21 protein-coding genes are annotated in these 23,832 nt (G+C 63.2%); 11 read left to right on the top strand and 10 right to left on the bottom strand.

Features of this window, described 5'->3' with window-relative positions:
• Positions 1 to 177 precede the first annotated feature (177 nt).
• From AC3EMP_RS05635 to AC3EMP_RS05625, 3 genes are read left to right on the top strand one after another with little or no spacing between them, the layout of a single operon-like run.
• Positions 178 to 1,215 carry an ABC transporter ATP-binding protein gene (locus AC3EMP_RS05635; protein ID WP_352710657.1) on the top strand — a complete coding sequence of 346 codons (1,038 nt, stop codon included), beginning with the start codon at positions 178 to 180 and terminating at the stop codon, positions 1,213 to 1,215.
• Positions 1,212 to 2,066 (top strand): ABC transporter permease, encoded by an 855-nt coding sequence (locus tag AC3EMP_RS05630; RefSeq protein WP_023736905.1) that lies wholly within the window; start codon positions 1,212 to 1,214, stop codon positions 2,064 to 2,066. Before AC3EMP_RS05635 ends, AC3EMP_RS05630 begins: the two co-directional genes overlap by 4 nt.
• Positions 2,063 to 2,866 (top strand): ABC transporter permease, encoded by an 804-nt coding sequence (locus AC3EMP_RS05625; protein ID WP_023671272.1) that lies wholly within the window; start codon positions 2,063 to 2,065, stop codon positions 2,864 to 2,866. Before AC3EMP_RS05630 ends, AC3EMP_RS05625 begins: the two co-directional genes overlap by 4 nt.
• A 151-nt stretch (positions 2,867 to 3,017) precedes the next feature.
• On the opposite strand, the gene AC3EMP_RS05620 is transcribed toward AC3EMP_RS05625, so the two are convergent.
• Positions 3,018 to 5,279: a heavy metal translocating P-type ATPase gene (locus AC3EMP_RS05620; protein ID WP_023671271.1), complete on the bottom strand. Its 2,262-nt coding sequence runs from the start codon at positions 5,277 to 5,279 to the stop codon at positions 3,018 to 3,020.
• A 69-nt stretch (positions 5,280 to 5,348) separates the two neighbouring features.
• Between AC3EMP_RS05620 and AC3EMP_RS05615 the strand changes: the two genes are divergently transcribed.
• A complete protein-coding gene (locus AC3EMP_RS05615) occupies positions 5,349 to 5,783 on the top strand; it encodes a MerR family transcriptional regulator (protein WP_155921645.1) in 435 nt (144 codons plus the stop codon).
• A 232-nt stretch (positions 5,784 to 6,015) separates the two neighbouring features.
• Here the strand turns inward: AC3EMP_RS05615 and AC3EMP_RS05610 are convergent, their stop codons facing one another.
• The 6 genes from AC3EMP_RS05610 to AC3EMP_RS05585 form a co-directional block, all read right to left on the bottom strand.
• Positions 6,016 to 7,419, bottom strand: a complete 1,404-nt coding sequence (locus tag AC3EMP_RS05610; protein ID WP_023671269.1) for an MATE family efflux transporter — start codon at positions 7,417 to 7,419, stop codon at positions 6,016 to 6,018.
• Between the two features lie 245 nt (positions 7,420 to 7,664).
• Positions 7,665 to 8,426, bottom strand: a complete 762-nt coding sequence (locus AC3EMP_RS05605) for an SDR family NAD(P)-dependent oxidoreductase (RefSeq protein ID WP_023671268.1) — start codon at positions 8,424 to 8,426, stop codon at positions 7,665 to 7,667.
• 28 nt (positions 8,427 to 8,454) lie between these two features.
• Entirely contained in the window at positions 8,455 to 9,267 is an 813-nt protein-coding gene (locus AC3EMP_RS05600) for an ABC transporter permease (protein ID WP_023671267.1), read from the bottom strand.
• A complete protein-coding gene (locus AC3EMP_RS05595) occupies positions 9,267 to 10,130 on the bottom strand; it encodes an ABC transporter permease (protein WP_023671266.1) in 864 nt (287 codons plus the stop codon). Before AC3EMP_RS05595 ends, AC3EMP_RS05600 begins: the two co-directional genes overlap by 1 nt.
• 62 nt (positions 10,131 to 10,192) lie before the next feature.
• Positions 10,193 to 11,356 carry an ABC transporter substrate-binding protein gene (locus tag AC3EMP_RS05590; protein WP_023671265.1) on the bottom strand — a complete coding sequence of 388 codons (1,164 nt, stop codon included), beginning with the start codon at positions 11,354 to 11,356 and terminating at the stop codon, positions 10,193 to 10,195.
• Positions 11,337 to 12,473, bottom strand: a complete 1,137-nt coding sequence (locus AC3EMP_RS05585; protein WP_023700452.1) for an ABC transporter ATP-binding protein — start codon at positions 12,471 to 12,473, stop codon at positions 11,337 to 11,339. The genes AC3EMP_RS05590 and AC3EMP_RS05585 overlap by 20 nt, the downstream gene beginning before the upstream one ends.
• Positions 12,474 to 12,586: 113 nt before the next feature.
• Between AC3EMP_RS05585 and AC3EMP_RS05580 the strand changes: the two genes are divergently transcribed.
• From AC3EMP_RS05580 to AC3EMP_RS05550, 7 genes are all read left to right on the top strand, one after another.
• Positions 12,587 to 13,396, top strand: coding sequence for a response regulator transcription factor (locus AC3EMP_RS05580; protein WP_352710652.1), 810 nt, complete (start codon positions 12,587 to 12,589; stop codon positions 13,394 to 13,396).
• A gap of 94 nt (positions 13,397 to 13,490) precedes the next feature.
• The gene (locus AC3EMP_RS05575; protein WP_023671262.1) at positions 13,491 to 14,408 is read left to right on the top strand and encodes an AraC family transcriptional regulator; all 918 of its coding nucleotides are present in this window, start codon (positions 13,491 to 13,493) and stop codon (positions 14,406 to 14,408) included.
• Positions 14,409 to 14,679: 271 nt separating this feature from the next.
• Positions 14,680 to 15,909, top strand: a complete 1,230-nt coding sequence (locus AC3EMP_RS05570; protein WP_352595061.1) for an ABC transporter substrate-binding protein — start codon at positions 14,680 to 14,682, stop codon at positions 15,907 to 15,909.
• A 96-nt stretch (positions 15,910 to 16,005) separates the two neighbouring features.
• Positions 16,006 to 16,872 (top strand): carbohydrate ABC transporter permease, encoded by an 867-nt coding sequence (locus AC3EMP_RS05565; protein ID WP_023683583.1) that lies wholly within the window; start codon positions 16,006 to 16,008, stop codon positions 16,870 to 16,872.
• Positions 16,873 to 16,898: 26 nt separating this feature from the next.
• On the top strand, positions 16,899 to 17,711 hold the full coding sequence (locus tag AC3EMP_RS05560; protein WP_352595064.1) for a carbohydrate ABC transporter permease: 813 nt from the start codon (positions 16,899 to 16,901) through the stop codon (positions 17,709 to 17,711).
• A 15-nt stretch (positions 17,712 to 17,726) separates the two neighbouring features.
• The gene (locus AC3EMP_RS05555) at positions 17,727 to 18,773 is read left to right on the top strand and encodes an NAD(P)-dependent alcohol dehydrogenase (protein WP_352595066.1); all 1,047 of its coding nucleotides are present in this window, start codon (positions 17,727 to 17,729) and stop codon (positions 18,771 to 18,773) included.
• Positions 18,774 to 18,775: 2 nt separating this feature from the next.
• Complete coding sequence (locus AC3EMP_RS05550; RefSeq protein ID WP_023700457.1) at positions 18,776 to 19,870, top strand: ABC transporter ATP-binding protein; 1,095 nt, start codon at positions 18,776 to 18,778, stop codon at positions 19,868 to 19,870.
• A gap of 54 nt (positions 19,871 to 19,924) precedes the next feature.
• On the opposite strand, the gene AC3EMP_RS05545 is transcribed toward AC3EMP_RS05550, so the two are convergent.
• The 3 genes from AC3EMP_RS05545 to AC3EMP_RS05535 form a co-directional block, all read right to left on the bottom strand.
• Positions 19,925 to 21,511, bottom strand: coding sequence for an FGGY-family carbohydrate kinase (locus tag AC3EMP_RS05545; RefSeq protein ID WP_023823952.1), 1,587 nt, complete (start codon positions 21,509 to 21,511; stop codon positions 19,925 to 19,927).
• Between the two features lie 135 nt (positions 21,512 to 21,646).
• Positions 21,647 to 22,306, bottom strand: coding sequence for an HAD family hydrolase (locus tag AC3EMP_RS05540; protein ID WP_023729776.1), 660 nt, complete (start codon positions 22,304 to 22,306; stop codon positions 21,647 to 21,649).
• Positions 22,307 to 22,317: 11 nt separating this feature from the next.
• On the bottom strand, positions 22,318 to 23,796 hold the full coding sequence (locus AC3EMP_RS05535; RefSeq protein ID WP_352595071.1) for a mannitol dehydrogenase family protein: 1,479 nt from the start codon (positions 23,794 to 23,796) through the stop codon (positions 22,318 to 22,320).
• Positions 23,797 to 23,832: the final 36 nt, after the last annotated feature.

The raw sequence follows: 23,832 nt of genomic DNA, 5'->3' as shown, positions 1-23,832 counted from the left end.
GATCCGCTTAAAAACTGATCGGCCGCCGGACCTCTTCCGGCCGCCAGTTAGAGCAGTTCACCGTTTCATGGAAACGGCGACCTACTCCAACTTTCTTGTTTGTAAGCAATTCCGGACGGAAAACCGTTACACACTTTTCCTGGAATTGCTCCAGCGCACAGCCTGAGAGGGATGAGCATGTCCGGACTAGACATCAACGCCGTCACCAAAACATTCGGCAACTTCGCCGCCGTCGACAATGTGCAGCTCAACGTGCCGCACGGCACTTTCGTGTGCCTGCTCGGCCCGTCGGGCTGCGGCAAGACCACGCTGCTGCGCATGATCGCCGGGCTGGAGGAGCCGACCAGCGGCGCCATCGTGCTCGACGGCGAGGACATCACCCCGCTGCCGACGCACAAGCGCAATCTCGGCATGGTGTTCCAGTCGCTGGCGCTGTTTCCGCATCTCTCTGTTGGCGACAACATCGCCTATGCGCTGCGCATTCGCGGCGCCTCGAACGAGGAGCAGAAGAAACGCGTCGACGAGTTGCTGGGCCTCATCCATCTGACCGGCTTTGCCGACCGTCCGGTGGCCAAACTATCGGGCGGTCAGCGCCAGCGCGTGGCAATTGCGCGGGCCTTGGCGCTGTCGCCGAAACTGTTCCTGCTCGACGAGCCGCTGTCGGCGCTCGACGCCAAATTGCGCGAGGCCATGCAGGTGGAACTGCGCCAGTTGCAGCAGCGGTTGGGCATCACCACCATCGTCGTCACCCACGACCAGCGCGAAGCCATGACGATGGCCGACCTGGTCGTCGTCATGGGCCACGGCAGAATCCTGCAGGCGGCGCCGCCGATCGATATCTACCGCAAGCCGGCCGACGCCTTCGTCGCCGACTTCATCGGCATCACCAATCTGCTGCCGGCCGAGATCGACAGCACCGGGCGCACCACCATTCTGGGCACAGCCATTCCAGGTCTTGCCATGCCGGCGGGTCAGACTAAAGCGTCTGTATCGGTCCGCCCCGAGGATGTGCATCTCGGCAGCCCCGGCGGCTCGGCCATTACCGGCGAGGTGAGCTTCGTTCGCGATCTCGGCGGCACCATCGAGACCTTCGTCGACGTCGGCGGTACCAGCATCATTGCGGTAACGACGCCGCGCGAGCGGCACGACGTGCCGGTCGGCGCCAAGGTCGGCGTAACATTGCCACCGGCAAGCTGCGTGGTGCTCGGCGCATGAGACGCGAACCCCCGAAGTCGATAGCCGACTACACGCCGCTGTTCTTTCCGGCGCTGATGCTGGTCGTCTTCTTCGTCGTCCCGTTCTCGACGATGATCGCTGTCAGCTTCTTCAAGCGCAATCCGTCCGGTTTCTACACGCCGGATTTCGTGTTCGACAATTACGCCCGCTTCCTGTCGGTGTTCTTCGGCGGCGTGCTCGGCTTTTCGCTAATGCTGGCGGTGCTGGTCGCCGTCTGCTGCGTCGCCATCGCCTTCCCCTTCACCTACCTTTTGACCCGTCGGCCGCGCCGCGTACAGACTCTGTGGCTGGTCGGCCTCCTGTCGGTGCTGTCGCTGTCGGAAGTCATTATCGGCTTTGCCTGGTCGACGCTGTTTTCGCGCACCGCCGGCATCACCAATCTGTTCGTGGCGATCGGGCTGATGGACAAGCCGGTGGCGCTGCTGCCGACCTTTGGCGCGGTGCTGACCGGCATGGTCTACCAGGCGCTGCCCTATACGATCCTGGTGCTGTACCCCGCCCTCGTGCGCCTCGACCCGACATTGCTCGAGGCAGCGCGCACGCTCGGCGCCTCGCCGATCCGCGCCTTCTTCAACGTCGTCGCGCCGGCGCTCCGCAACACCATCGTGGCGACGCTGATCATGGTCTTCGTGTTCGCCCTCGGCTCCTATCTGCTGCCGCAGATTCTGGGACGGCCTCAACACTGGACGCTGTCGGTGTTGATCACCGACCAGGCGATCTACCAGTCCAACATGCCGTTCGCGGCCGCAATGGCGGTGTTCCTGGTGCTGATCTCGCTGGCGCTGGTCGGATTGACACTGCTCGTCGGACGAAGGGAGAACGCCCTATGACCGCGACCTTGCTGCGCCGTGTCTATTTCACCATCGTCGCGCTGTTCCTGGCGGCGCCGCTGATCGTCGTCGCCGGCGTGTCGGTCAATTCGCGCCAGGAGCTCTCCTTCCCGCCGGTCGGTTTCTCGCTCGCCTGGTACGCCCAGATCTTCACCGATCCGGAATGGCGGCTGGCGCTGATCCATTCGGTGACGCTGGCCGTCTGCTCGGCGGCCATTGCCGTGGCGGTCGCGCTGCCGCTGGCCTGGTTCCTGTGGCGGCGCATCGCGCCATGGGCGAACATTTTTCAGGTGCTGGGCCTCGCGCCCTTCATCCTGCCGCCGGTCATCACCGCGCTCGGCTTCCTCTCCTTCTGGGCGACGGTCGGGCTGTTCGGCCAGTTCTTCACCGCCATAATCAGCCACGCCATCTTCTTCGTGACGCTGCCGCTGGTGACGCTGTCGCTCGGCTTTGCCTCGATCGACCGCTCGCTGGTCGAGGCCGCGGCGACCATGGGCGCCGATGACCGCACAGTGCTGAAAACCGTGGTGCTGCCGTTGATCCTGCCCTACCTCGTCTCGGGCTACGCCTTCGCCTTCGTCTTGTCGCTCAACGAATACATCGTCGCCTACATGACGATCGGCTTCACCACCGAGACGCTGCCCATCAAGATCTTCAACGCGCTGCGCTACGGCTACACGCCGACCATGGCTTCGGTCTCGGTGTTCTTCGTGGCGGTGGCGGCACTGGTGTTCGGCTCGATCGCCAGGTTCGGCGATATACGCCGGCTGCTCGGCGCGATGTCGTCGGACGGGAGCTGAGCGCAATCATTTGTAACAGCACCCCTCGATCGCGTCGCCTGTACGGGCCGTCCCGGCCCAGGCCTGCTTGATCTTCAGCGATATGGCTGGTGCGGCGAAGCCGGTGTGCACCAGCCATTTCGCAAGTCTAGCACATGGTGCGGCACCGCCGTCATGCTGCCCCTTTCCAACGCAGGAGGCGCATGGCATTGGCCGTCACCAGCACGGTCGCGCCGGTATCGGCCATGATCGCCGGCCACAGGCCGGTGATTCCCAAGACCGTGGTCACGAGGAAGACGGCCTTGAGGCCGAGGGCCATGGTTATGTTCTGTTTGATGTTGGCCATGGTCGCCTTCGACAGCGCAATCATCGCGGCAACGTCGCCGACACGGCCATGCAGCACCGCTGCATCAGCGGTTTCGAGAGCCACGTCAGTGCCGCCGCCCATCGCAATACCAACATCGGCGGCCGCAAGGGCTGGCGCGTCATTAATGCCATCGCCGACCTTGGCCACAATGAGGCCCTCTCCCTTCAGCTCTCCGACAATACGCTGCTTGTCTTCTGGCAGTAGCGCGGCGCGGACCTCGATGCCGAGTTGCTTGCCGATCGCGGCAGCTGTCCGCTTGTTGTCGCCCGTCAGCATGATGGTCTTAATGCCGGAATCCGTCAGCGCCTTGAGACCAGCGAAAGCGTCCGGGCGCGGTTCATCACGCATTGCAATGGCGCCCGCCACCTTGTTGTCGACGAGGACGACCGAAACGGTTTTGCCTTCGTCATTGAGCGCGGCGATTTGAGACTTTTGAACCTCAGTGAGCTTCGCCGTATCCTCGGCCGCCTGTGGCGATGCAAGGAAAACTTCGGTGCCTTCCACGTTCGCCTTGACCCCCTTGCCACCTAGAGCCTGCGCTTTGGACACGGCCGGAGCCTGAACCTTGTCTGCAGACGCCTTTGCGAGGATGGCGATGGCAAGCGGATGGCTTGAGCCGGTCTCCAAGGCGGCAGCAAGACGCAGCACTTCGGCCTCCGATTTTCCGAAAGAAACCACGTCGGTGACCTGGGGCTTGCCGAGCGTGAGCGTGCCGGTCTTGTCAAGCGCCACGGCGGTGACCTTGCCGAGAACCTCGAGGACCGCCCCGCCCTTCATCAGTAGGCCGCGCTTGGCGCCAGCCGAGAGCGACGCGGCGATTGCCGCCGGGACCGAGATGACCAGGGCACAGGGGCAGCCGATGAGCAACAGGGCGAGGCCTTTGTAGATCCATTCGTTCCAGTTGCCGCCGAAAACGAGAGGTGGAACCACGGCCACCATCGCGGCCACGCCGACCACAGCAGGCGTGTACCAGCGCGAGAAGCGGTCGACGAACCGCTCAGTTGGCGCCTTGCTCTCCTGGGCTTCCTCGACCAGCTTGACGACGCGCGCGATGGTGTTATCGGAGGCAACGGCGGTGACCTTGATGCGCAAAACAGCGTCGCCATTGATGGTGCCGGCGAAAACCTTGTCGCCGACGCATTTGCGCACCGGCACGCTCTCGCCTGACACCGGGGATTCGTCGATCGCGCTCTCACCCTCGGTGATCTCGCCATCGGCGGGAATCCGGTCACCCGGCCGCACCATGATCATGGCGCCTACTTCAAGGCTTTCGGCCGGCACCTCGCGCGTCTTGCCGCCCTTTTCAATGAAGGCCGTTTTCGGGACCAGCGTGGTCAGCGCTTGAATGCTCGAGCGCGCCTTTCCGGCGGCAACGCCCTCGAGAAGCTCACCGACAAGGAACAGGAAGACCACAGTGGCAGCTTCCTGGCCGGCGCCGATAATGACCGCACCGACGGCCGCTATGGTCATGAGCATTTCGATGGTGAAGGGAATGCCTGCGACGGCGGCCATGACGGCCCGTTTGGCGATAGGCACCAGGCCAACCAGCATGGCCGCGATAAAGACCCACACCCCGGACGCCGGCCACACATAGTGAATGGCAAACGCAAGGACCAGCGCGGCGCCGCTGGCGATCGTCAGGCGACCCTTGGGACTCTTCCACCACGGCCCCGAGGTTGGCGCGCGGTCGTGCCCGTGAAGGCCCTCTATTCCCTCCTCGCGGTCATCTTGACTTTCGCTGACCTGATCGTGGCTGGCGTGAGCATGGCCCGCATGGTAGTCGCCCGCATCGTCGTGGTCATTGTGATGGTGCTCTGCCCCGTCCAGCCCGACCTTTCCCTTTACCTTGAGTTCGGCAACCGTGTAGCCGAGGCCAGTCACCTTCTTTTCAAGTTCGGCGAGGTCACTCTCGGGCGTGTGCCTGACCGTCATGGTGCCGGCGGTGACGGACACGCTGACATCTTCGACGCCAGGGATGCGACGTACCGCCTTATCGATTTTGGTGGCGCAACCGGCACAATCCATGCCTTCGACGCGATAACGGGTTTGTGCTTGAAGCGCGGTCATAACATTCCTCTTGTATCGTTTGACTGCGACGCTACATCCTCTAGCGACTAGAGGAGCAAGCGAAATATGCTGAATGGAGTGACCATTGGCGAAGCCGCCCGCCAAAGCGGCGTGAAAGTACCGACCATTCGCTATTACGAGCAGATAGGGTTGCTTGCCGCGCCAGCGCGAAGTGACGGCAACCGCCGTCAATATGAAGGTGGCGACTTGCGCCGGTTAGCGTTTATTCGCCATTCCCGCGAACTGGGCTTCGATATCGAAGCGATCCGCACTCTACTTGATTTGCAGGATAACCCTTTACAGCCTTGTGCAACTGCTGACGCCATTGCCCAAGCACGGCTCGCCGACGTTGCGCAGCGTATCCGCAGCCTGAAAGCCTTGCAGGCCGAGCTCGAGCTGATGGTTGAAGGCTGCCGCCATGGTAGAGTCGGCGAATGCCGGGTGATCGAGGTTTTGGCCGACCATGATCAATGTCGACACGAGCACAAATGTTTGCGTATTTAAGTGCTCCATGTGGCCACCTTGGTCTCCATTTCCAACAATGGGAAGACCTCGATTGCGACTGACGCAATTTCAGGAGTTCCGCCGTTGAAGTACTCTGCCAGGGGCGTTTTCGCATGGTCCGCTATTTAACCTGCGCGTCGCAAGCCGACCGGCAGCTTTCGGCCCAAAGCGATACCAGACATCTGCTCTGCAGTGACTGCTTCGGGCAGTTGGCGGACCGCTTGGTTCGCCGTCAATGCCCAAAGACAAGCGGCGGTGCTATGCGGTCGCGCCGCAGCCAGCGCGCGAGGAGCAGCACCGCCACCACGGCCAGACCTGACGCCAGGCCGATCCAGATGCCGACGCCGTGCAGGCCGAAATGGAAGGCGAGCAGCACGCCGAGCGGCAGGCCGATGCCCCAATAGCCGATGGCGGCATAGATCATCGGCACCTTGGTGTCGTGCAGGCCGCGCAGCATGCCGGCGGCAACGGCCTGCGCGCCGTCGAAGATCTGGAACAGCGCCGCAAAGGCAAGGAACGACACGGCCAGCGCGATCACCCTGGCATTGGCCGGATCGGTCATGTCGATGAAGGCGCTGATCAACAGATGCGGCCACAGCACCATCACCAGCGCCATCAGCGCCATGGACGAGACGCCGATGACGAAGGCGGTCCAGCCGGCGCGCGAAACGCCTGCCGGATTGCCTGCGCCATGGGCCAGCCCGACGCGCACGGTGACGGCCTGGTTGAGGCCGAGCGGCACCATGAAGGAGATCGAGGCGATCTGGATTGCGATGGCGTGCGCGGCCAGCGAGTCCGCATCGATCAGGCCCATCAGCAGGGCTGCCGCGTTGAAGATCGTCACCTCGAAGGCGAGGATGCCGGCGATCGGCATGCCGAGCCGCAGCAGACCCTTGAAACGCGGCCAGTCGGAGCGCCAAAAGCGGCCGAACAGGCGGTAGCGGCGGAACTTCTTCTCCAGCATCACCACGGCTGCCAGGCCGCAGAACATCAGCGTGCTCGACAGCGTGGTCGCCAGCCCCGAACCGGCAATGCCCATCGAGGTGACGCCGAGATTGCCGAACATGAACACCCAGTTGAAAAAGGCGTTGCAGGCGACGGCGACGAAAACGATGACCAACGCCCAGCCTGGCCGCTCCAGCGCCGAGATGAAGGAACGCAGCACGATATAGCCGTAGAACGGCAGCACCGCCCATTCCAGCCAGCGCAGATAGATGCCGGCCTGGTGGGCGAGCGCCGGCTCCTGGCCCATGGCCAGCAGAATGGCCTCGCCATGCCACAGCACGATCCAGATCGGGATCGAGATCAGGATCGCCAGCCACAGGCCCTGGCGCACGGTACGGCGCAAATCGCGCACCGAATAGCGCCGGCGGCCAAGCTCGGTGGCGATCATCGGCGAGGTCGCCAGCATCAGGCCGAGGCCGAAGATCAGCGGCATGAAATAGAGATTGGCGCCAAGCGCGCCGCTGGCCAGCGTGTCCGCGCCCAGACGCCCCATCATCATGACGTCGGTGGCGGTCATCGCGGTCTGGCCGAGATTGGTCAGCACCATCGGCCAGGCCAGCGCCAGCGTCGCCCTGATTTCCTGACGCCAAAGATTTTCCGGCGCACGAGCGCCGGCTTCGATCGCAGACATTGTCCTGCTCTTTCCGATTGCGGCGCGTCGGCAACGAGGCCGGAAGCCGCACTTCCAAACGGCAAAACCTTCGGTTTCGCAGCGTTTGCGTCGTTCTATTGGACGAAATGCGGCATGAAGGCAAGGGAGGACGGGCAGCCGGCGATTGAGCCAGAAGCGGGAACCCTCCTATCCGGCTGCCCTTATTTGTTTTACGCAATTCCGGACGGAAAACCGTTACACACTTTTCCTGGAATTGCTCTAGATCAGCCGATGCTTTCGCCGCCGTCGATCACCAGTGCCTGGCCGGTCATGAAGGATGAGCGGTCGGAGACGAGGAACAGGATCGCTTCTGCGATCTCTTCGGCGCTCGCCCAGCGGCCCATCGGAATCTTGGTGCGGACATAGGTTTCGATCGCCTCGCGTCCGCCCATCTGGGCGATGAACGGTTCGTTGAAGGGGGTGTCGACCCAGCCGGGGCAGAGCGCGTTGACGCGCACATTGTGCCGGGCATAGTCGAGCGACATCTGCCTGGTCATCGCCACCACGGCATGTTTGGACGTGGCATAGGCGATCATCTCGCGGTCGTAGAAGACGCCCGAATTCGAAGCCGTGTTGAGGATGACGCCGCCGCCTTGCGCGACCATTGCCGGCATGACCAGCCGCGCGGCCAGAAACTGCGCCCGTACATTGATGCGCCAGGACGCATCCATACCATCGACCTCGACCTCGGTCAGCGTGCCGCCGACCTGGATGCCGGCGTGATTGTGCAGAATGTCGATGCGGCCATACTTGCCGAGAGTGCCTGTGATGAGCTGCCCTACCGCCGCGTCGTCAGAGACGTCGGTGACAATGGCCTCGGCCTGCCCGCCAGCCGCGCGGATACTCGCCGCTGTCGCCTCGCCGCTGGTCTTATCCCGGTCGGCGATGACCACCAGCGCGCCTTCCCTGGCCATGATCATGGCGCCGGCGCGGCCGATGCCGGAACCGGCGCCCGTCACCACGGCGATGCGGTCTTTGAGGAGCATGAATTTGTCTTTCAGCTGGATGGCTTGTTCAGTTTGACGGCTGGCGCTGGCGCAGCTGCCATTGGGCAAGCACCACCAGAAGAACCGAGGCGACGAGCACGATGGTGGCGATGGCGTTGATTTCCGGCGTCACGCCGCGCCGGATCGAGGCGAAGACATAGATCGGCAGCGTCGTCTGCGCGCCGGCGACGAAGAAGGCGACGATGAAATCGTCGAAGGAGAAGGTGAAGGCGAGCAGGAAGCCGGCGATCACCGCCGGCATGATCTGCGGCAGCACGATCGAGCGAAACGTCGTCAGCGGCGTGGCGTAGAGATCGCTCGAGGCCTCGACCAGGTTGCGGTCGAGGCTGGCGAGACGCGTGCCGACGATCATCGTCACCAGCGCCATCGAAAACAGGCCGTGGGCGGCGATGATCGATCCATAGCCGAGCGACAGGCGCGGCGGCTGGTCGTTTGGCCAGATCGAGGCGAGGAACGGGTTGAGCACGCCAAACAGCTGGACCAGCGCGACAAGCGTCGAGATGCCGATGACGACGCCGGGAACGACGATCGCGGCACCCATCAGCGCGTCGAAGACGGCGCGGGTTCTGAGCCCGACCCGCGCCAGGCCGAGTGCCGCCGCCGTGCCGCACACCGCCGCCAGAAGGGCGCTGGTGGTGGCGATGAACAGGCTGTTCTTCAACGCCTCGACCAGGAACGGGTTCGACAGCGCCGTGCCGTACCACTGCACCGAAAAGCCGGTGAACTCGCTGGCATGGCGGCCGGCGTTGAAGGAAAACAGCACGACCAACGCGATCGGCAGATAGAGGAAGGCGAAGACGGCTGTGACGAAGGCGCGCATCAGATCAGATCCACCCTGCGGGCGCCCGACACCCGTGTCGAAATGCGGTTTGCCGCGATCAGCACCACCACCGAAACCGCCACCAGCGTGATGGCGATGGCCGATCCGAACGGCCAGTTGCGCGACTGCAGGAACAGGTCGACCAGCGCATTGCCGATGAAGAACACCTTGCCGCCGCCAAGCAGCGTCGGGATCAGGTATTCTCCGAGCAGCAGGATCATGACCAGCGAGAAGCCGGTCATCACGCCCGGCAGCGACAGCTTCAGCGTCACTCCCAGAAAGGTTGAGAGCGGGGTCGCGCCGAGATCGGCGGAGGCTTCCAGCAGCCTTCGGTCGAGCCGCTCGAGACTGACATAGATCGGCAGGATCATGAGGGGCAAATAGCCATAGACGATACCGAGCAGCACGGCGCCCGGCGTGTTGATCAACCTGACATCCTCGATGCCGACAAAGGCCAGCAGTGCGGGAATGCCGCGTCCGCCCAGAATGTACATCCAGGCATAGGTGCGCATCAAAAGGCTGGTCCAGAACGGAATGACGACGAGCGCAAGCAGGATCAGCCGCCAGCGCTCCGGCGCCTTCAGGGCGAGATAGTAGGCAACCGGGTAGGCGACGAGCAGGCAGGCAAGCGCGCCCACAGGCGCCAGCATCATCGTGTTCCAGAAGGCGGTCGCCCTTGCCGGGAGATTGGCGTATTGCGCCAGCGTGAAGGCGGCCTGATAGCCGCCCTCCGGCGCCCGCTCGCCGACGCTGAACACGGCCATGGCGATGAACGGCAACACCAAAAACACCACCAGCCACGCTGTAGCCGGAGCGAGCAGCAGCGCTGTCAGGATGTTATACCGAAATCTGTTGCCGTGCATGGAAACCGCCCCGATGCCGGCGGACATAGGCCCGCCGGTTTTCCGTTTGCGTCAGGCCAGCCTCAAGCCGACTTGAAGCGCGCCATCAGTTCGGCGCGGCCGGGGTCGGTCAGCGTCGCCGCCGCACCAAACTCCAGCGGTGTCAACAGGTCGGCCGCCGGGTAAAGGATCGGATTGTCGAGCACTTCCTTGGGCAGCAGTTTGTTGACCCGCGCGTCGGTCGAGGGCGCGCCATTGGCGAGATGCTCCTTCACAGCAACCTCCGGGGTCATCAGATAATTGAGCAAGGCATAGCCGGCCGGCTTGTTCGGCGCGTCCTTCGGGATGGCGTAGAAATCGGTCCAGATTTCCCCGCCCTCCTTGCCCAGCACGTACGCGATCTCCGGGATATCGCGATGCAACTGCGCGCCGTCATTCGTCCAGCACATGGTCATCCAGGCGTCGCCCGCCCGCATTCCCGGCTGGTAGTCGGACGAGACCGCGAACAGATGCGGCTTGACCTTGAGCAGCAGCTCCTCGGCCTTGGCGAGCTCGTCCTGCTTCAGCGAGTTGAAGGAATAGCCATAATATTTCAGCGCGTTGCCGATGGTGGTCAGCTGGTAGTCGTGCACCATGGTGCGGCCATCGCCCTCGGCCATGGCGACGTCCCAGAATTCCTTCCAGCTGGTCATCGGCTTGGCCAGCTTCTTGGTGTTGACGGCAAAGCCCGTGGTGCCCCAGTTCTTCGGCACCGCGTAGGTCGTGCCGTCGATCGTGCCTTCCGAGGTGAAGCGCGGGTCCTCCTGGGAGCTGTCGAAATTCGGCAGCTTGGCCATGTCGAGCGGATCGATGATGCCGAGTTTCTTGTAGGTCGAGATCGTGTAGTTGGTCGGCACGAACAGGCTCCAGCCCGAGGCGCCGGCCTGCAGCTTGGCCAGCATCTCCTCATTGGAGCCGAACACGTTGACCTCGACGGCGACGCCGGTGTCCTTCTTGAAATTCTCGAAGGTCTGCGGGTCGTGATAGTTCGGCCAGGTGGCGATCGACATGCGGTCGCCGAGGTTTTCGGCGGCGAAGGCCGGCGTCGGCATGATGCCGAGCTCGCGCGCCATCACCGCGGTTGCGATGCCAAGGCCGGTGAGGCCGAGGAAGTCGCGGCGGCCGATCGAGCCGCGCTTCAGGCGCATCAGCTGGTCGACGAAGTTCTCAGGGCTAATCGGCAGTCCGTCACGATATGATTTCGACATTTTTTGCTACCCTCTGGTTGGTCCCGTTGTTCTTGGTCTCCGGAAACGCCAGCGGCGTCCCGGAGGCAAAGCCGATGGCGACGGGTTCACCCGGCTTGAAGAGGTTGCCATGGCCGATCACATGGTCGGCCTTGGCCAGCAGCGTTCCGATGCCCTGCACCTCGATGGCGTATTCCGCCGTCGAGCCCAAGAAGATCCGGTTGCGTACGATGCCCTTGAAAGGGCTGCCTTTGGTGGCGCCGAGGCTTAGCGATTCAGGACGCAGGCTAACAGAAACGGTCTCGCCCTGCTGCAAGGCGGTTCGTTTGCGCGCGGCAATGACGGTTCCGTCCGCCAGCGCCACATTGACAAGATCGCCTGTATGCCCGGCAACCTTGCCGCTCAACAGATTGGTCTTGCCGACGAAGTCGGCGACGAACAGGTCGGCCGGCTCGTCATAGATCTCGCTTGGTTGCCCGAGCTGTACGATGCGGCCGCCGTTCATGACGCAGACGAAGTCGCTCATCGACAGCGCCTCCTCCTGGTCGTGGGTGACCAGCACGAAGGTGATGCCGATCTCGCGCTGCAGGTTCTGCAACTCGATCTGCATGTCGGTGCGCAGTTTCTTGTCGAGGGCCGCCAGCGGCTCGTCGAGCAACAGCACGGCCGGCTTGTTGACCAGTGCGCGCGCCAGCGCGACGCGCTGCTGCTGGCCGCCGGAGAGTTCGTGGATCTTGCGGCGGCCATAGCCGGCGAGCCGCACCATTTCGAGCGCCTCGCCGGCGCGCCGGCCGATTTCCTGCGACGACAGGCGCGGCCGTGCCTGGCGCAGTCCGTAGGACACATTGGCTTCGACATCGAGGTGCGGAAACAGCGCATATTGCTGGAACACCATGTTGACCGGCCGACGATAGGGCGGCGTTCCGGCCATGTCCCGGCCACGGATGAACACCTGGCCTTCGCTCGGCTGCTCGAAGCCGCCGATCATGCGCAGGCATGTGGTCTTGCCGCAGCCGGACGGTCCGAGAAGGGCGACAAAGGCGGAGGGCGGCACAGCCAGATCGATGCCGCTGACAGCGGTCACGGCGCCATAGCGCTTGGTGACGCCGCGAAACTCGATGTCGGGCACTGCGGTCAAAGTGCTGGCTCCAGCAACAGGGCTATTTCAGGACGCTACCAGAGCCAATGGCGGCTAGTATATACCTCGCTGGTGGTATATCTGATCTATTTTCTCGTTTAAGGGGGTATATTTTGAGCGCATCTCGCAGCGACGAATACAGCCGGCTCGCTGCCCTTGTCGCGGCAACGCGAGAGACCAGCCGCGACCTGTTCGGCCAGGCTATGGTCGATTGGTTGAGGCAGCATGTCAGCTTCGACCACTGCGTGATCTTCGGCTATCGCGGCGCTTCGCGGCCGCCGTTGCTGTTCGAAACCTTCTCGCCTGACGAGAGCCATGTCTTCGTCACGCTTTATCAGGAAGGGCCTTACCTGCTCGACCCGTTTCATCACGCGGCGGTGGAGCGCAAGGAGGGGTTCTGGCGCATGCGCGAACTGGCGCCCGACCGCTTCTATGCCAGCGAGTATTTTCGCACCTACTACAGTCAGACAAGGCTCGCCGAGGAGGTCGGCTTCTTCGTGCCATTGCCCGGCAAGGATGCGCTGGTGCTGTCGCTGATGCGATTGCAGGCCTCCGGCCCCTTCGGCACCGCCGATGCCAGGCTGCTGCGCGACATGGCGCCGGCGGTGATCGGTTTCATCAGGTTGCGCTGGCCCGCACTTTCGGCCGAGGAGCAGGACGAAGCGGAGCAGGGCGAGACGATCGCCGCAGTCAACGAATTCGACCGCGCCCACATTTGGGAAAGCCTGTCGCTGACCCCGCGCGAAAAGCATGTCGTCGATCTGGTGCTGCAGGGGCATTCCACCGAGTCGATCGCGAGAGCCATGCGCATCGTACCGGGAACGGTGAAGGTTCACCGCCGCAACATCCATCGCAAACTCGGCATCAAATCCCAGGCCGGGCTGTTCGCCCGCTTCATTGAGATCATCGAGAGCCGGCGTTGAAATCGCTGAGGCAGACATCGTTCACTTGCGGGCGACAGACTGCTACGGATTACCCGAAACCAGTCGCTTCCTCATACGCCCCGGAGAGCAGACGATGGCATTCAGGCGCAGAAAGAACACGGCCGCGATCCCTCGCACGGTGCCGGCTTTCGAGCACATCGTCACCGAGGCGAGCGACAGTTTCCTGTGGCGGCTCGACGACTATCCCTGGGAGCGCAATGTCTGGAATTTTCATCCGGAATACGAGATCCATCTCCTGAGGAAGTCTTCCGGGGTCGCGCTGGTCGGCGATCACATCGGCGAATTCGGGCCGGGCTACCTGAGCATCGTCGGCGGCGGGCTGCCGCATGACTGGGTGACATCGGTGCAACCCGGCGAGCTGATCGAAGGACGCGACATCGTGCTGCAATTCGATCCGCAGCGGCTGCGCGGCTCGGCGGGACTGCTGCCGGAGCTGCGCGAACTAGAACCGTTCCTGGAGCGATCGCTGCGCGGCATTGTCTTCCATGGCCGCGCCGCGCTCGACGGCGCTGCGCTGATGGAAAGGATGGGCACCGTGCACGGGCTCGCCCGGTTTTGCCTCTTCCTCGAACTGGTCGATCTGCTGGCCAGGACAGACGAATACGAGCTTTTGTCCTCGCCGGATTTCTCACCCGCGCTCGACGCAACCTCGCTGGACATCATCCAGCGCACGCTGACCTATCTGTTCCAGCACTTCGCCGAGGACCTGAAGCTGCCGGAGGCTGCGGAGCTGGCGGGGATGAGCGAAAGCACGTTTTCGCGCTTCTTCCAGAAAAACACCGGCAACAGTTTCAGCGACCACATCGCCAAGCTCCGGCTCTGGCAAGCCTGCAAGCTGCTGGCGGACACCGATATTCCGATCACCGACATCTGCTTCCAGGTCGGCTACATGAACATCTCCAACTTCAACCGCGCCTTCCTGCGCAAGCACCGGATGACGCCGTCATCCTACCGCAAGCTGTCGAAGCAGCGGATGACGATGCGCGCCTGAAAACCGGCCTTCCTCACTCCATCGGTACTCATGTGACAGAGGCTGTGCAGGCGGGCCGGATTTTGCAGCGCACAATGCATAAAAGTACAGGTCTGCTGCAACGGGGCTTCTAGCGCGGCCTTTAGCAACTCCTCATTTTGGCGATGGGTGGCTTGTCGCTCGGGCGATGGCGAGGATCGCGCAACCGAAGACTTCCGCTTCCTGCGACTGTTCCTGGAGGAGAAAATCAATGAACCCAATTCGGCTCGCTGCGAGCATAAGCGCAGCTTTCATGCTTACCACGACCCTCTCGACCATGGCGCTGGCGGCGCCGGTCTGCTCGGCGCCGGTCAAGGTGCTGGCGCAACCGCGTGACGGGCTGACGCTGCTGGAGGCGTCCAAGGACGAGTTCCAGAAACTGGCCGGCGCCAGCTTCCAGATCGACTATCTCAACGAGAACGACCGCCGGGCAAAGTCGCGCGCCGATGCGTCCACGGTCGGCAACTACAACGTCTACTATGTCGACGAAGCCAATGTCGCGCTGTTCGCCTCGTCGAAATGGATCGTGCCGCTCACCGACTATTACCCGGCTGACTACGACTACGCCGATTTCGACCCGGGCCGGCAGAAGGTCGCCACCTATGACGGCAAGGTGTGGTTCGCGCCGCTGACCGGCGGCGGCGACCTGATGGTCTACCGCAAGGACATTCTGGAAGCCGCCGGCATCCAGCCGCCGAAGACGCTGGACGAGTTGATCGCCGACGTGCCGAAGCTGACCGATCCCGACAAGGGCATGTACGGCATCGCGCTGCGCGGCGCGCGTGGCTCGGGCGCCAATGTCTGGCGCTGGATGCCGTTCTTCAAGGCCTATGGCGGAAAATGGTTCGACGGTGACAAGCCGGCTTTCAACTCCGAGGCCGCGGTCAAAGCGACCGAGACCTATCTTAAACTGTTCAAGGATTCAGCGCCCGGCACGCAGACCGGCAGCTGGGATGAATCGACCGGCGCCTTCCTGTCGGGCCAGGTTGCCATCTTGGTCGAATCGACGCCGCTGTCGGGCATGGCGGTCGACCCGAAGACCTCGCAAGTGGTCGGCAAGATCGGCTTCCTGCCGCCGCCCTCGCCACTGACCGGCGGCGGCTACGGCCACGGCCTCGCCATCGCCGCCAAGGCCAATGCCGATGACGCCGCGAAGCAATGCGCCGGCCTGTTCATCGCCTGGGCGACGTCGAAGGAGAACGAGAAGCGCCGGCTCGACGCGCACCAATTCGGCGAGCTCAACCGCACCAGCGTGCTGTCCAGCAAGGGGTTCGCCGACATTTACGGCGCCGATCTCGGCCAGGCGCTTGCCGATACCGGCAAGGTGACGGCGGTGAACTTCTGGCAGGATCCGCGCTGGCCGGATCTCGGCGACCGCTGGGGCATCATCCTGGAAGAGCTGGTCACCGGCACGCGCACCGACGTCAAGGGCGGCCTCGACGAACTCGAGGCGTACGCCAACGAGCTGGTGAAGAAGAAGTAATCCTCCCGCCCGCGGCGCGCGGTCCACGGCATTCGACTGGATGCCGGGACTGTGCGCCGCGGGTCTCTCCAAAAAGGCACAGCCCGAGGATAGGCCATGCGCCGACGCTCTTCCCTGCCCGTGACGTTTCTGGTTCCGACGCTCGCCATTCTTCTGGTGCTGTCGATGGTGCCGACGCTGTACGCCATCGTCATTGCGCTGCAGAACCGCGAGCTGAGCTCGTCGGACTATTCCTGGGTCTGGCTGTCGAACTTCATCGACCTGTTCGCCGACCGGCGTTTCCTCAACGCGGTCTGGGTTTCGGTGAAGTGGGAAATCGTCACCGTGGTGGCGACGATGATGGTGGCGATCGGGCTCGGCGTGCTGATGTTCGAAGTAGCGTCGCCGCGGCTGCGCAACATCTACTGCCTGCTGTTCATCATCCCGGTGCTGTTGCCGCGTGTCTCGGCGGCCTTCGTGTGGAAGTTTGCCTATCATCCGCTCTACGGCATCGCCACCTATCCCTACAGGCTGATCACCGGCGGGCTGATCTTCGACCCGCTGTCGAAGCCGTCGACGGCCCTGTTTGCCGTCGCCTCGGTCGATGTCTGGCAGTGGGGACTGTTCTTCGCGGTCATCGTGCTGAAGCTTCTGGAGACCTTGCCGCCGCAGCCGATCGAAGCGGCGCGGCTCGACCACGCCAAACGCTGGCAGATCCATGCCTATGTGACCTTGCCTATGCTGAAGGCGCCGCTGATCAGCCTGATGTTCGTCAAGATGATCGAATCGCTGCGCTCCTTCGACCTGATTTATGTGATGACGCGCGGCGGGCCGGGCGTGGCGACCGAGACGCTCGACATGTACGCCTTCTCGCAAGGCTTCATCGAATCCGGCAAGGTGTCCTATGCCTCGGCCATGGCGGTGCTGATGATGATCGCGACTGTCATCACCTTCACCATGCTGTGGAAGCGGGTGCAGGCATGAAGTCGAATCGCATGAGGCCGTATCGCATGAGACCGGGCCGCCTCATCGGCAAGATCATCCTGGCCTTCGCCGGCTTCATGGCGGTGTTTCCGCTCGCCTGGACGGCGGTCAATTCGCTGAAGAACAATGTCGACATCATCACCCGCGTGCCGCGCCTGGTGTTTACCCCGACCTTCGACAATATCAGCTACATCATCGGCCGCGACAGCGTAATGACCGGTCTCTATAACTCGGTCATTTCCTGCGGCGTCGCCGTGCTGATCGGCGTCATGCTCGGCCTTCCGGCAGCCTATGCGGTGGCGCGCTATCCCAATAGCTTCGCTGGCGACATCCAGTTCTTCGTGTTGTCGCTGCGCTTCCTGCCCCCGGTGGCAGTCGCCATTCCGCTGATGGTGATCTGGCTGCAGATCGGGCTCTACGACACCTTGCCGGCGCTGATCGTCACCTATTCGCTGCTCACCATCTCGGTGATCATGTGGCTCGCCATTCCCGCCTTCCAGGCCGTGCCTAAGGAAATCGAGGAAGCCGCTTTCCTCGACGGCTACGGCGCTTACTCGGTGTTCTGGCGCATTGCGCTGCCGGTAGCGGCGCGCTCGCTGATCGGCGCCGTCGCCTTCAGCTTCGTGCTGGTGTGGAACGAATTCCTGATCGCGCTGATGCTGTCCAGTTCCAACGCCAAGACATTGCCGATCGTCGCTTCCGAACTTTCACAGCAAGGCATGAACGTGCCGTGGGGAATCCTCAACGCCTCGGTCGTGCTGTTGTCGCTACCGCCGCTGCTGTTCCTCGGCGTGCTCAGCGGCTTCCTGAATTCCGTTTTCCGGCAAAAAAAGACTTGATGCGAGGACTTACCTATGCGGGCACTGGTGCTTGAGAAAAAAGGCGAACTGTCGCTGCGCGAGATCGCGCTGCCGCTCGACGTCGGACCGGGCGATGTCAAGATCGCCATCCACACGGTCGGCGTCTGCGGCAGCGACGTGCACTATTACACCCATGGCGCCATCGGCAGCTATGTCGTGCGGGCGCCGATGGTGCTCGGCCACGAAGCCGCCGGAACCGTTGTCGAGGTGGGCGCCAATGTGGAGACGTTGAGGGTCGGCGACCGCGTCTGCATGGAGCCGGGCGTGCCGAACCTGTCGTCGCGCGCGACGAGGCTCGGCATCTATAATGTCGATCCCGATGTCAGCTTCTGGGCGACGCCGCCTGTGCATGGCGTGCTGGCGCCCTATGCGGTGCACCCGGCCGCCTTCACCTACAGACTGCCGGACAATGTCACCTTCGCCGAAGGCGCGATGGTCGAACCCTTTGCTATCGGCATGCAGGCGGCGAGCCGCGCCCGCATCGTGCCTGGCGACGTCGCCGTCGTCGTCGGCTGCGGCCCGATCGGCATCATGATCGCGCTGGCGGCGCTGGCCGGCGGCTGCTCGAAGGTGCTGATCTCCGATTTTTCCGCACCCAAGCTCGATATTGCCGCGCAATATCCCGGCATCGTGCCGGTCAATATAGGTGAGCAATCGCTGGTCGACGCAGTCTCCGCCGCGACCGACAATTGGGGCGCGGATATCGTGTTCGAGGCGAGCGGCAGCCCGAAGGCATTCGCCGACCTGTTCGATGTCGTGCGGCCGGGCGGCGCGGTGGTGCTGGTCGGACTGCCGGTCGAACCGGTCAGCCTCAACGTTCCGGCGGCGATCTCCAAGGAAGTGCGCATCGAGACGGTGTTCCGTTACGCCAACATCTTCGACCGCGCGCTGCAGCTGATCGCCTCGGGGAAGGTCGACCTCAAGCCGCTGATCACCGGCACTTATCATTTCTCGGACAGCATCAAGGCCTTCGAGCGGGCGGCGCAAGGCAAGCCGCAAGACGTCAAGCTGCAAATCCTTCTTACCGGCGAGAAGGGCTGACCATGTCCGCGATCGTTTGCTCCCATGTCGACAAGGCTTACGGCGCCACCACCGTCATCCGCGACCTCAATCTCTCGATCGAGGAGCACGAATTCGTCGTATTCCTCGGCCCGTCCGGCTGCGGCAAGTCGACCTTGCTCAGGATGCTGGCCGGACTGGAGGATATCAGCGGCGGGGAAGTGTCGATCGGCGGCAAAGTGGTCAACGATCTCGAGCCCGGCGAGCGCGGCATTGCCATGGTTTTCCAGAACTATGCGCTCTACCCGCATATGACGATCTTCGACAATATCGCCTTTGGGCTCAAGCGACAGAAAGTGCCCCCGGCCGAGATCCGGAAGCGGGTCGAGGCGGTGGCAACGACGCTCGGCCTCGAACCTTACCTCGCCCGCAAGCCGACCGAACTTTCCGGCGGCCAGCAGCAGCGCGTGGCGATTGCGCGCGCCATGATCAAGACGCCGAAAGTGTTCCTGTTCGACGAGCCGCTGTCGAATCTCGACGCCAAACTTCGCAACCATATGCGGGTCGAAATCGCCCGCCTGCACCAGTCGCTGAAGACCACTACCGTCTATGTCACCCACGACCAGCTCGAAGCGATGACGCTGGCCGACCGGATAGTGCTGCTCAGGGATGGCGTCATCGAACAGATCGGCTCGCCGGCCGAGATCTATCGCCAGCCGGGCAATCTGTTCGTCGCCGGCTTCATCGGTACGCCGAACATGAATTTCATCGACGTGGCCGTCGGGCGGAAGGACGAACGCTGGACGCTGACAGGCGGCGGCTCGACCTTCTTCATAGAAGGCCTGGGCTTCGATCTGCGCGGCGTCCATCGCGCCGTGCTTGGAATCCGACCGCCGGACCTGAAGACCGCCGGTGCTCAGAGCATCAATCTTCTGCAAGGCACCGCCGACCTCATCGAGTTCCACGGCAATGACGCGCTGGTGACGTTCGCCTGCGGCGGCAAGGAGGTCGGCGCGTTGGTATCGGCCCGCGAATGCCCGGCGTTGCGCGCGCCTGTGCGCTACACATTCGAGGAGGAGAGCGTGCATCTGTTCGACGCGGCGACCGGCGCATCCTTGCGCCGGCGAGAGGAGGCCTAGATTTGGTACGCAATTCCGGACGGAAAACCGTTTCACGCTTTTCCTGGAATTGCTCTAGTTGATGGCGTCGAGCGCCTGCCGCTGGCGGTGCATTTCGAGGAAGATCCTGTAGTCGCGGTCGAAGCGGCCTGACGCGGTCGGGTTCGAGGTGCGCGCCCTGCCGCCTTGCTGCATGGCGACGCAGGCGGCATTCAGGTCCGGGAACAGGCCAGCGGCAGTGGCGGCGACCATGCCGGTGCCGAGCAGAACGGCTTCGTCGGCCAGCGGCTCGATCACCGCGCAGCCGGTGGCGTCGGCATAGAGCTCCATCAGCAACGGGTTCTTGGTGTGGCCGCCGGTGACATGCAGCGTGTCTATGAGATAGCCGTTCTCGTTCAGCGCCTCCAGCACATGGCGCACGCCGAGCGCGATGCCGACGGCGGTGCGCCAATACAGCTTGCACAGACTGTCGAAGGAGGAATCCAGCGTCAGCCCGCTGACCACACCGACCGCATGCGGATCGGCAAGCGGCGAGCGGTTGCCATGGAAATCCGGCAGCACATGCAGCCTTGCCGCCAGCTTGTCACCTTCGGTGCTGCGCAGTTCGGCGACGCGCCTGGCGATTTTTGCATGCATGGCCGCGTCCGGCTCGCCGCCGGCGCCGTGCCAGCGGATGATATGGTCGAGCAGCGCACCGGTCGCCGACTGGCCGCCTTCCGACAGCCAGAGTTTTGGCAGTGCGGCGCCATAGTATGGACCCCAGACGCCGGCGAAAGGCTGCGGGTCGGGCGACATCGCCATGACGCAGGACGAGGTGCCGGCGATCAATGCCAGATGGCGGCCGATATTCTGCTCGTCGCCAGCAAAGCCGCCGAGCACGCCAAGCGCGCCGGCATAGGCATCGATGACGCCGGCGCCGACCCGACAGTTTTCGCTCAAGCCCAACTCCGCCGCCGCTTCAGGGGTGAGCGTGCCGATGTCGGCACCGACAGCACTTGCCTTCTCCGGCAGGCTGCCGTGTTCGAACAGATCGCCAAGCCCGACCCTGTCGAAGAAGTCACGGCGCCAGCCGGTTTCCTCATGCGCCAGATAGGTCCATTTGGCGGTCAGCGTGCATTGCGAGCGCGCCAGCGACCCGGTCGCCTTCCAGGTCAGGAAATCGGTGAGGTCGAACAGGTAGCCGGCTTCATGCCAAGTTCCCGGCAGATTGCGCTTCAGCCACATCAGCTTCGGCGTCGCCATTTCCGGCGACATGACGCCACCGATATAGTCGAGTACGGCGTGGCCGCTATCGGTGCATTCATCTGCCTCGGCGATGGCGCGATGGTCGAGCCAGACGATGGTGTCCCAGCGCCGTTCGCCCGTCACCGAGACGCTGAGCTGGCCGGCATTCCTGTCCAGCACCACCAGCGAGCAGGTGGCGTCGAACGACATGCCGACAATATCGTCGGCTGACACACCGGCCTTTTCGCGCGCGGCACGCACCGCGATGCAGACCGCCGACCAGATATCCTGCGAATTGTGCTCGGCGTGATCGGCCTTCGGCTGGTTCATGACGATCGGATGCTCGGCGCGGCCGAGCAAGGTGCCTGACGTATCGAGAATGCCCGCGCGGGCGCTCCCGGTGCCGACATCGACCGCGCAAACGAAGCTTTTCGTCAAGATGCTTGTACTCTCGCTCCCTAGAGCCGGATGATTTCAGGTCTGTTCGACCCGAAATCTGAATCCGTCTCTAAATCAAAGAAGTAGAGCATGATGTCGTTCCGAAAACCGATTCACACTTTTCGGCATCATGCTCTAGCCTGCAATCAGATCGGGCAATTGCAGCATGTCCGCGAATATAAAGTCCGGTTCACTCGACGCAAGCCGCGCTTTCAAGGCCGGGTTGCCGGCGTGCGAACCGCCGGTGAAAGCAAAGACGCGCATGCCGGCCGCACGCGCCGCCGCGATGCCGGCAGGGCTGTCCTCGATTACGATGCAATTACCGGGATGCGCGCCCATGGCGGCGGCGGCATGGAGAAAAAGATCCGGCGCCGGCTTGCCGCGCGCGACCATGGCGGCACTGAACAGATGCGGCTCGAGCAGGCCGAGCAGACCGGTGACGTCGAGCGCGTAGCGTATCCGGTCGAGCGTGCCGGAGGAAGCGACGCAGCAGGGTACGCCCAGCCTCGGCAGGATGTCGCTGATGCCGGGAATCGGCTTCAACTCCTCGCGGAATTTGCGCATCAGTTCGACGCGCATGTCGGTCAGATGCACGTCGGTGATGTCGATGGTGAAATCGCGAAGAAGTATCTCGCGCACGCTCTTCATGCTCTTGCCTAGGAAATGCTCGTAGGCGGTATCTTCGCTGACCGAGCCCCCGGCGGCAGAGATCATGCCGAGCAGAGCCGAAACCGACAGCGCCTCGCTGTCGACCAGCACGCCGTCACAGTCGAAGATGACCAGTTCGGGCGTCATTGCGGCTGGCGTCAGAGCTTGCCGGAGATGTAGCGCGTCAGCGTCGCGCGCGTGCCATTCGCCCACAAGACGTTGAGCGCATAGGCAAAGGCCTCGGCGAACGGCGCCGAGCGGCCGACGTGGCCATATATATCTTCCATCGCAAGCCAGGCACCGGGCTTGTCCTTCGCCGCCTTCGCGCTTGCCTGCAGCCGGTCCCAGCTCGGGTCGTTGGCCTCGATGACCGCGCCGCTGTCTGTGGTGCCGAAGCAATAGCGGCACCACAGCGCCGATTCCAGCGCGAGACCCGCAACGCTCTTCCCGGCTTTGAGCCGGTCGGCGATGGTCGGGATGATGAATTTCGGCTGCCGGTTGGAACCGTCGAGGCAAAGCCGGCGGATGGTGTCGCCGATCTTGGGGTTGGAAAAGCGGTGCTCGATGAGCTGGTAATAATCCTCCAGCACGGTGTCCGGCACCGGCGGCACGGTCGGGATGATCTCGTCATGCTCGAGCTTGGCGAGGAAGCCGCGCACCAGCGGCTCCTGCATCGCCTCATGGACGAAATGGATGTCCATCAACCCTGCGGGATAAGCGATCGTGGCATGACCGCCATTGAGGATGCGGATCTTCATCAGTTCATAGGGCGCGACATCCCTCACGAATTGCACACCGACCTTTTCCAGCGGCGGGCGGCCGTCGGTGAAATGATCCTCCAGCACCCATTGCTTGAACGGCTCGCAGAACACCGGCCAGTTGTCCTCGAGGCCGAACTCGGTGGCGAGAATACCGCGCTCGCGGTCGGAGGTGGCGGGGGTGATGCGGTCGACCATGCCGTTGGGAAAGGCGACATTGTCGCTGACCCAGTTTGCCAGATCCTCATCGATCAGCCGGGCGAGGCCGATGACGCCATCCGAGGTGACATGGCCATTATGAGGAATGTTGTCGCAGGACATGACGGTGAACGGCACGATGCCGTCGGCCCGGCGGCGTATCAGGCCCGCAAGGATGAGGCCGAACACCGTCTTCGGCGTCGTGCCTGCCTGTGCGTCGGCGACGATGTCGGGGTGGGTCGGGTTGAACTTGCCGGAGGCCGGATCGATGAAATAACCGCCTTCCGTGATGGTCAGCGAGACGATCTTGATCGCCGGATCGGCGAGCTGGTCGATGATGGCATCGGCATCGCCGGGCGTCAGGAAGTCAATCATGACGCCGGTGACGCGGGCGCTCATATGGTCGGAATCCTGCTCGACCACGGTGGTCAGCCAGTCCTGCTCCTGCAGCTTGGAACGGCCGATTTTTTCGCCCTCGAAGACCCCGGCGCCGACCAGCGCCCAGTCATGGCCGATGCCTGAATTGAAGAGATCGTCGAGGTAGACCGCCTGATGCGAGCGATGGAAATTGCCGACGCCGAAATGGACGATACCGGGTTTGAGCCTGGAGCGATCATATCTGTGACCGGCGACCTTGGCGGGGAGTTCCGAGAGGATCGAGGAGGAGAGTTTCACGGTCATTTTTTTACCCTTTTGGCCGGGCTGCGGCCTTCGTGA

The organism is Mesorhizobium sp. P160219 (assembly GCF_057786095.1).
The sequence above is the reverse complement of the archived record's forward strand: the minus strand, read 5'-3'. Positions and strand labels throughout refer to the sequence as shown.

Excerpts from the sequence above, each read along its gene's own strand:
- AC3EMP_RS05635 (WP_352710657.1), top strand. The coding sequence starts at position 178 with ATGTCCGGACTAGACATCAACGCCGTCACCAAAACATTCGGCAACTTC.
- AC3EMP_RS05630 (WP_023736905.1), top strand. The coding sequence starts at position 1,212 with ATGAGACGCGAACCCCCGAAGTCGATAGCCGACTACACGCCGCTGTTC.
- AC3EMP_RS05625 (WP_023671272.1), top strand. The coding sequence starts at position 2,063 with ATGACCGCGACCTTGCTGCGCCGTGTCTATTTCACCATCGTCGCGCTG.
- AC3EMP_RS05620 (WP_023671271.1), bottom strand. The coding sequence starts at position 5,279 with ATGACCGCGCTTCAAGCACAAACCCGTTATCGCGTCGAAGGCATGGAT.
- AC3EMP_RS05610 (WP_023671269.1), bottom strand. The coding sequence starts at position 7,419 with ATGTCTGCGATCGAAGCCGGCGCTCGTGCGCCGGAAAATCTTTGGCGT.
- AC3EMP_RS05605 (WP_023671268.1), bottom strand. The coding sequence starts at position 8,426 with ATGCTCCTCAAAGACCGCATCGCCGTGGTGACGGGCGCCGGTTCCGGC.
- AC3EMP_RS05600 (WP_023671267.1), bottom strand. The coding sequence starts at position 9,267 with ATGCGCGCCTTCGTCACAGCCGTCTTCGCCTTCCTCTATCTGCCGATC.
- AC3EMP_RS05595 (WP_023671266.1), bottom strand. The coding sequence starts at position 10,130 with ATGCACGGCAACAGATTTCGGTATAACATCCTGACAGCGCTGCTGCTC.
- AC3EMP_RS05590 (WP_023671265.1), bottom strand. The coding sequence starts at position 11,356 with ATGTCGAAATCATATCGTGACGGACTGCCGATTAGCCCTGAGAACTTC.
- AC3EMP_RS05575 (WP_023671262.1), top strand. The coding sequence starts at position 13,491 with ATGGCATTCAGGCGCAGAAAGAACACGGCCGCGATCCCTCGCACGGTG.
- AC3EMP_RS05570 (WP_352595061.1), top strand. The coding sequence starts at position 14,680 with ATGCTTACCACGACCCTCTCGACCATGGCGCTGGCGGCGCCGGTCTGC.
- AC3EMP_RS05565 (WP_023683583.1), top strand. The coding sequence starts at position 16,006 with ATGCGCCGACGCTCTTCCCTGCCCGTGACGTTTCTGGTTCCGACGCTC.
- AC3EMP_RS05560 (WP_352595064.1), top strand. The coding sequence starts at position 16,899 with ATGAGACCGGGCCGCCTCATCGGCAAGATCATCCTGGCCTTCGCCGGC.
- AC3EMP_RS05555 (WP_352595066.1), top strand. The coding sequence starts at position 17,727 with ATGCGGGCACTGGTGCTTGAGAAAAAAGGCGAACTGTCGCTGCGCGAG.
- AC3EMP_RS05550 (WP_023700457.1), top strand. The coding sequence starts at position 18,776 with ATGTCCGCGATCGTTTGCTCCCATGTCGACAAGGCTTACGGCGCCACC.
- AC3EMP_RS05540 (WP_023729776.1), bottom strand. The coding sequence starts at position 22,306 with ATGACGCCCGAACTGGTCATCTTCGACTGTGACGGCGTGCTGGTCGAC.
- AC3EMP_RS05535 (WP_352595071.1), bottom strand. The coding sequence starts at position 23,796 with ATGACCGTGAAACTCTCCTCCTCGATCCTCTCGGAACTCCCCGCCAAG.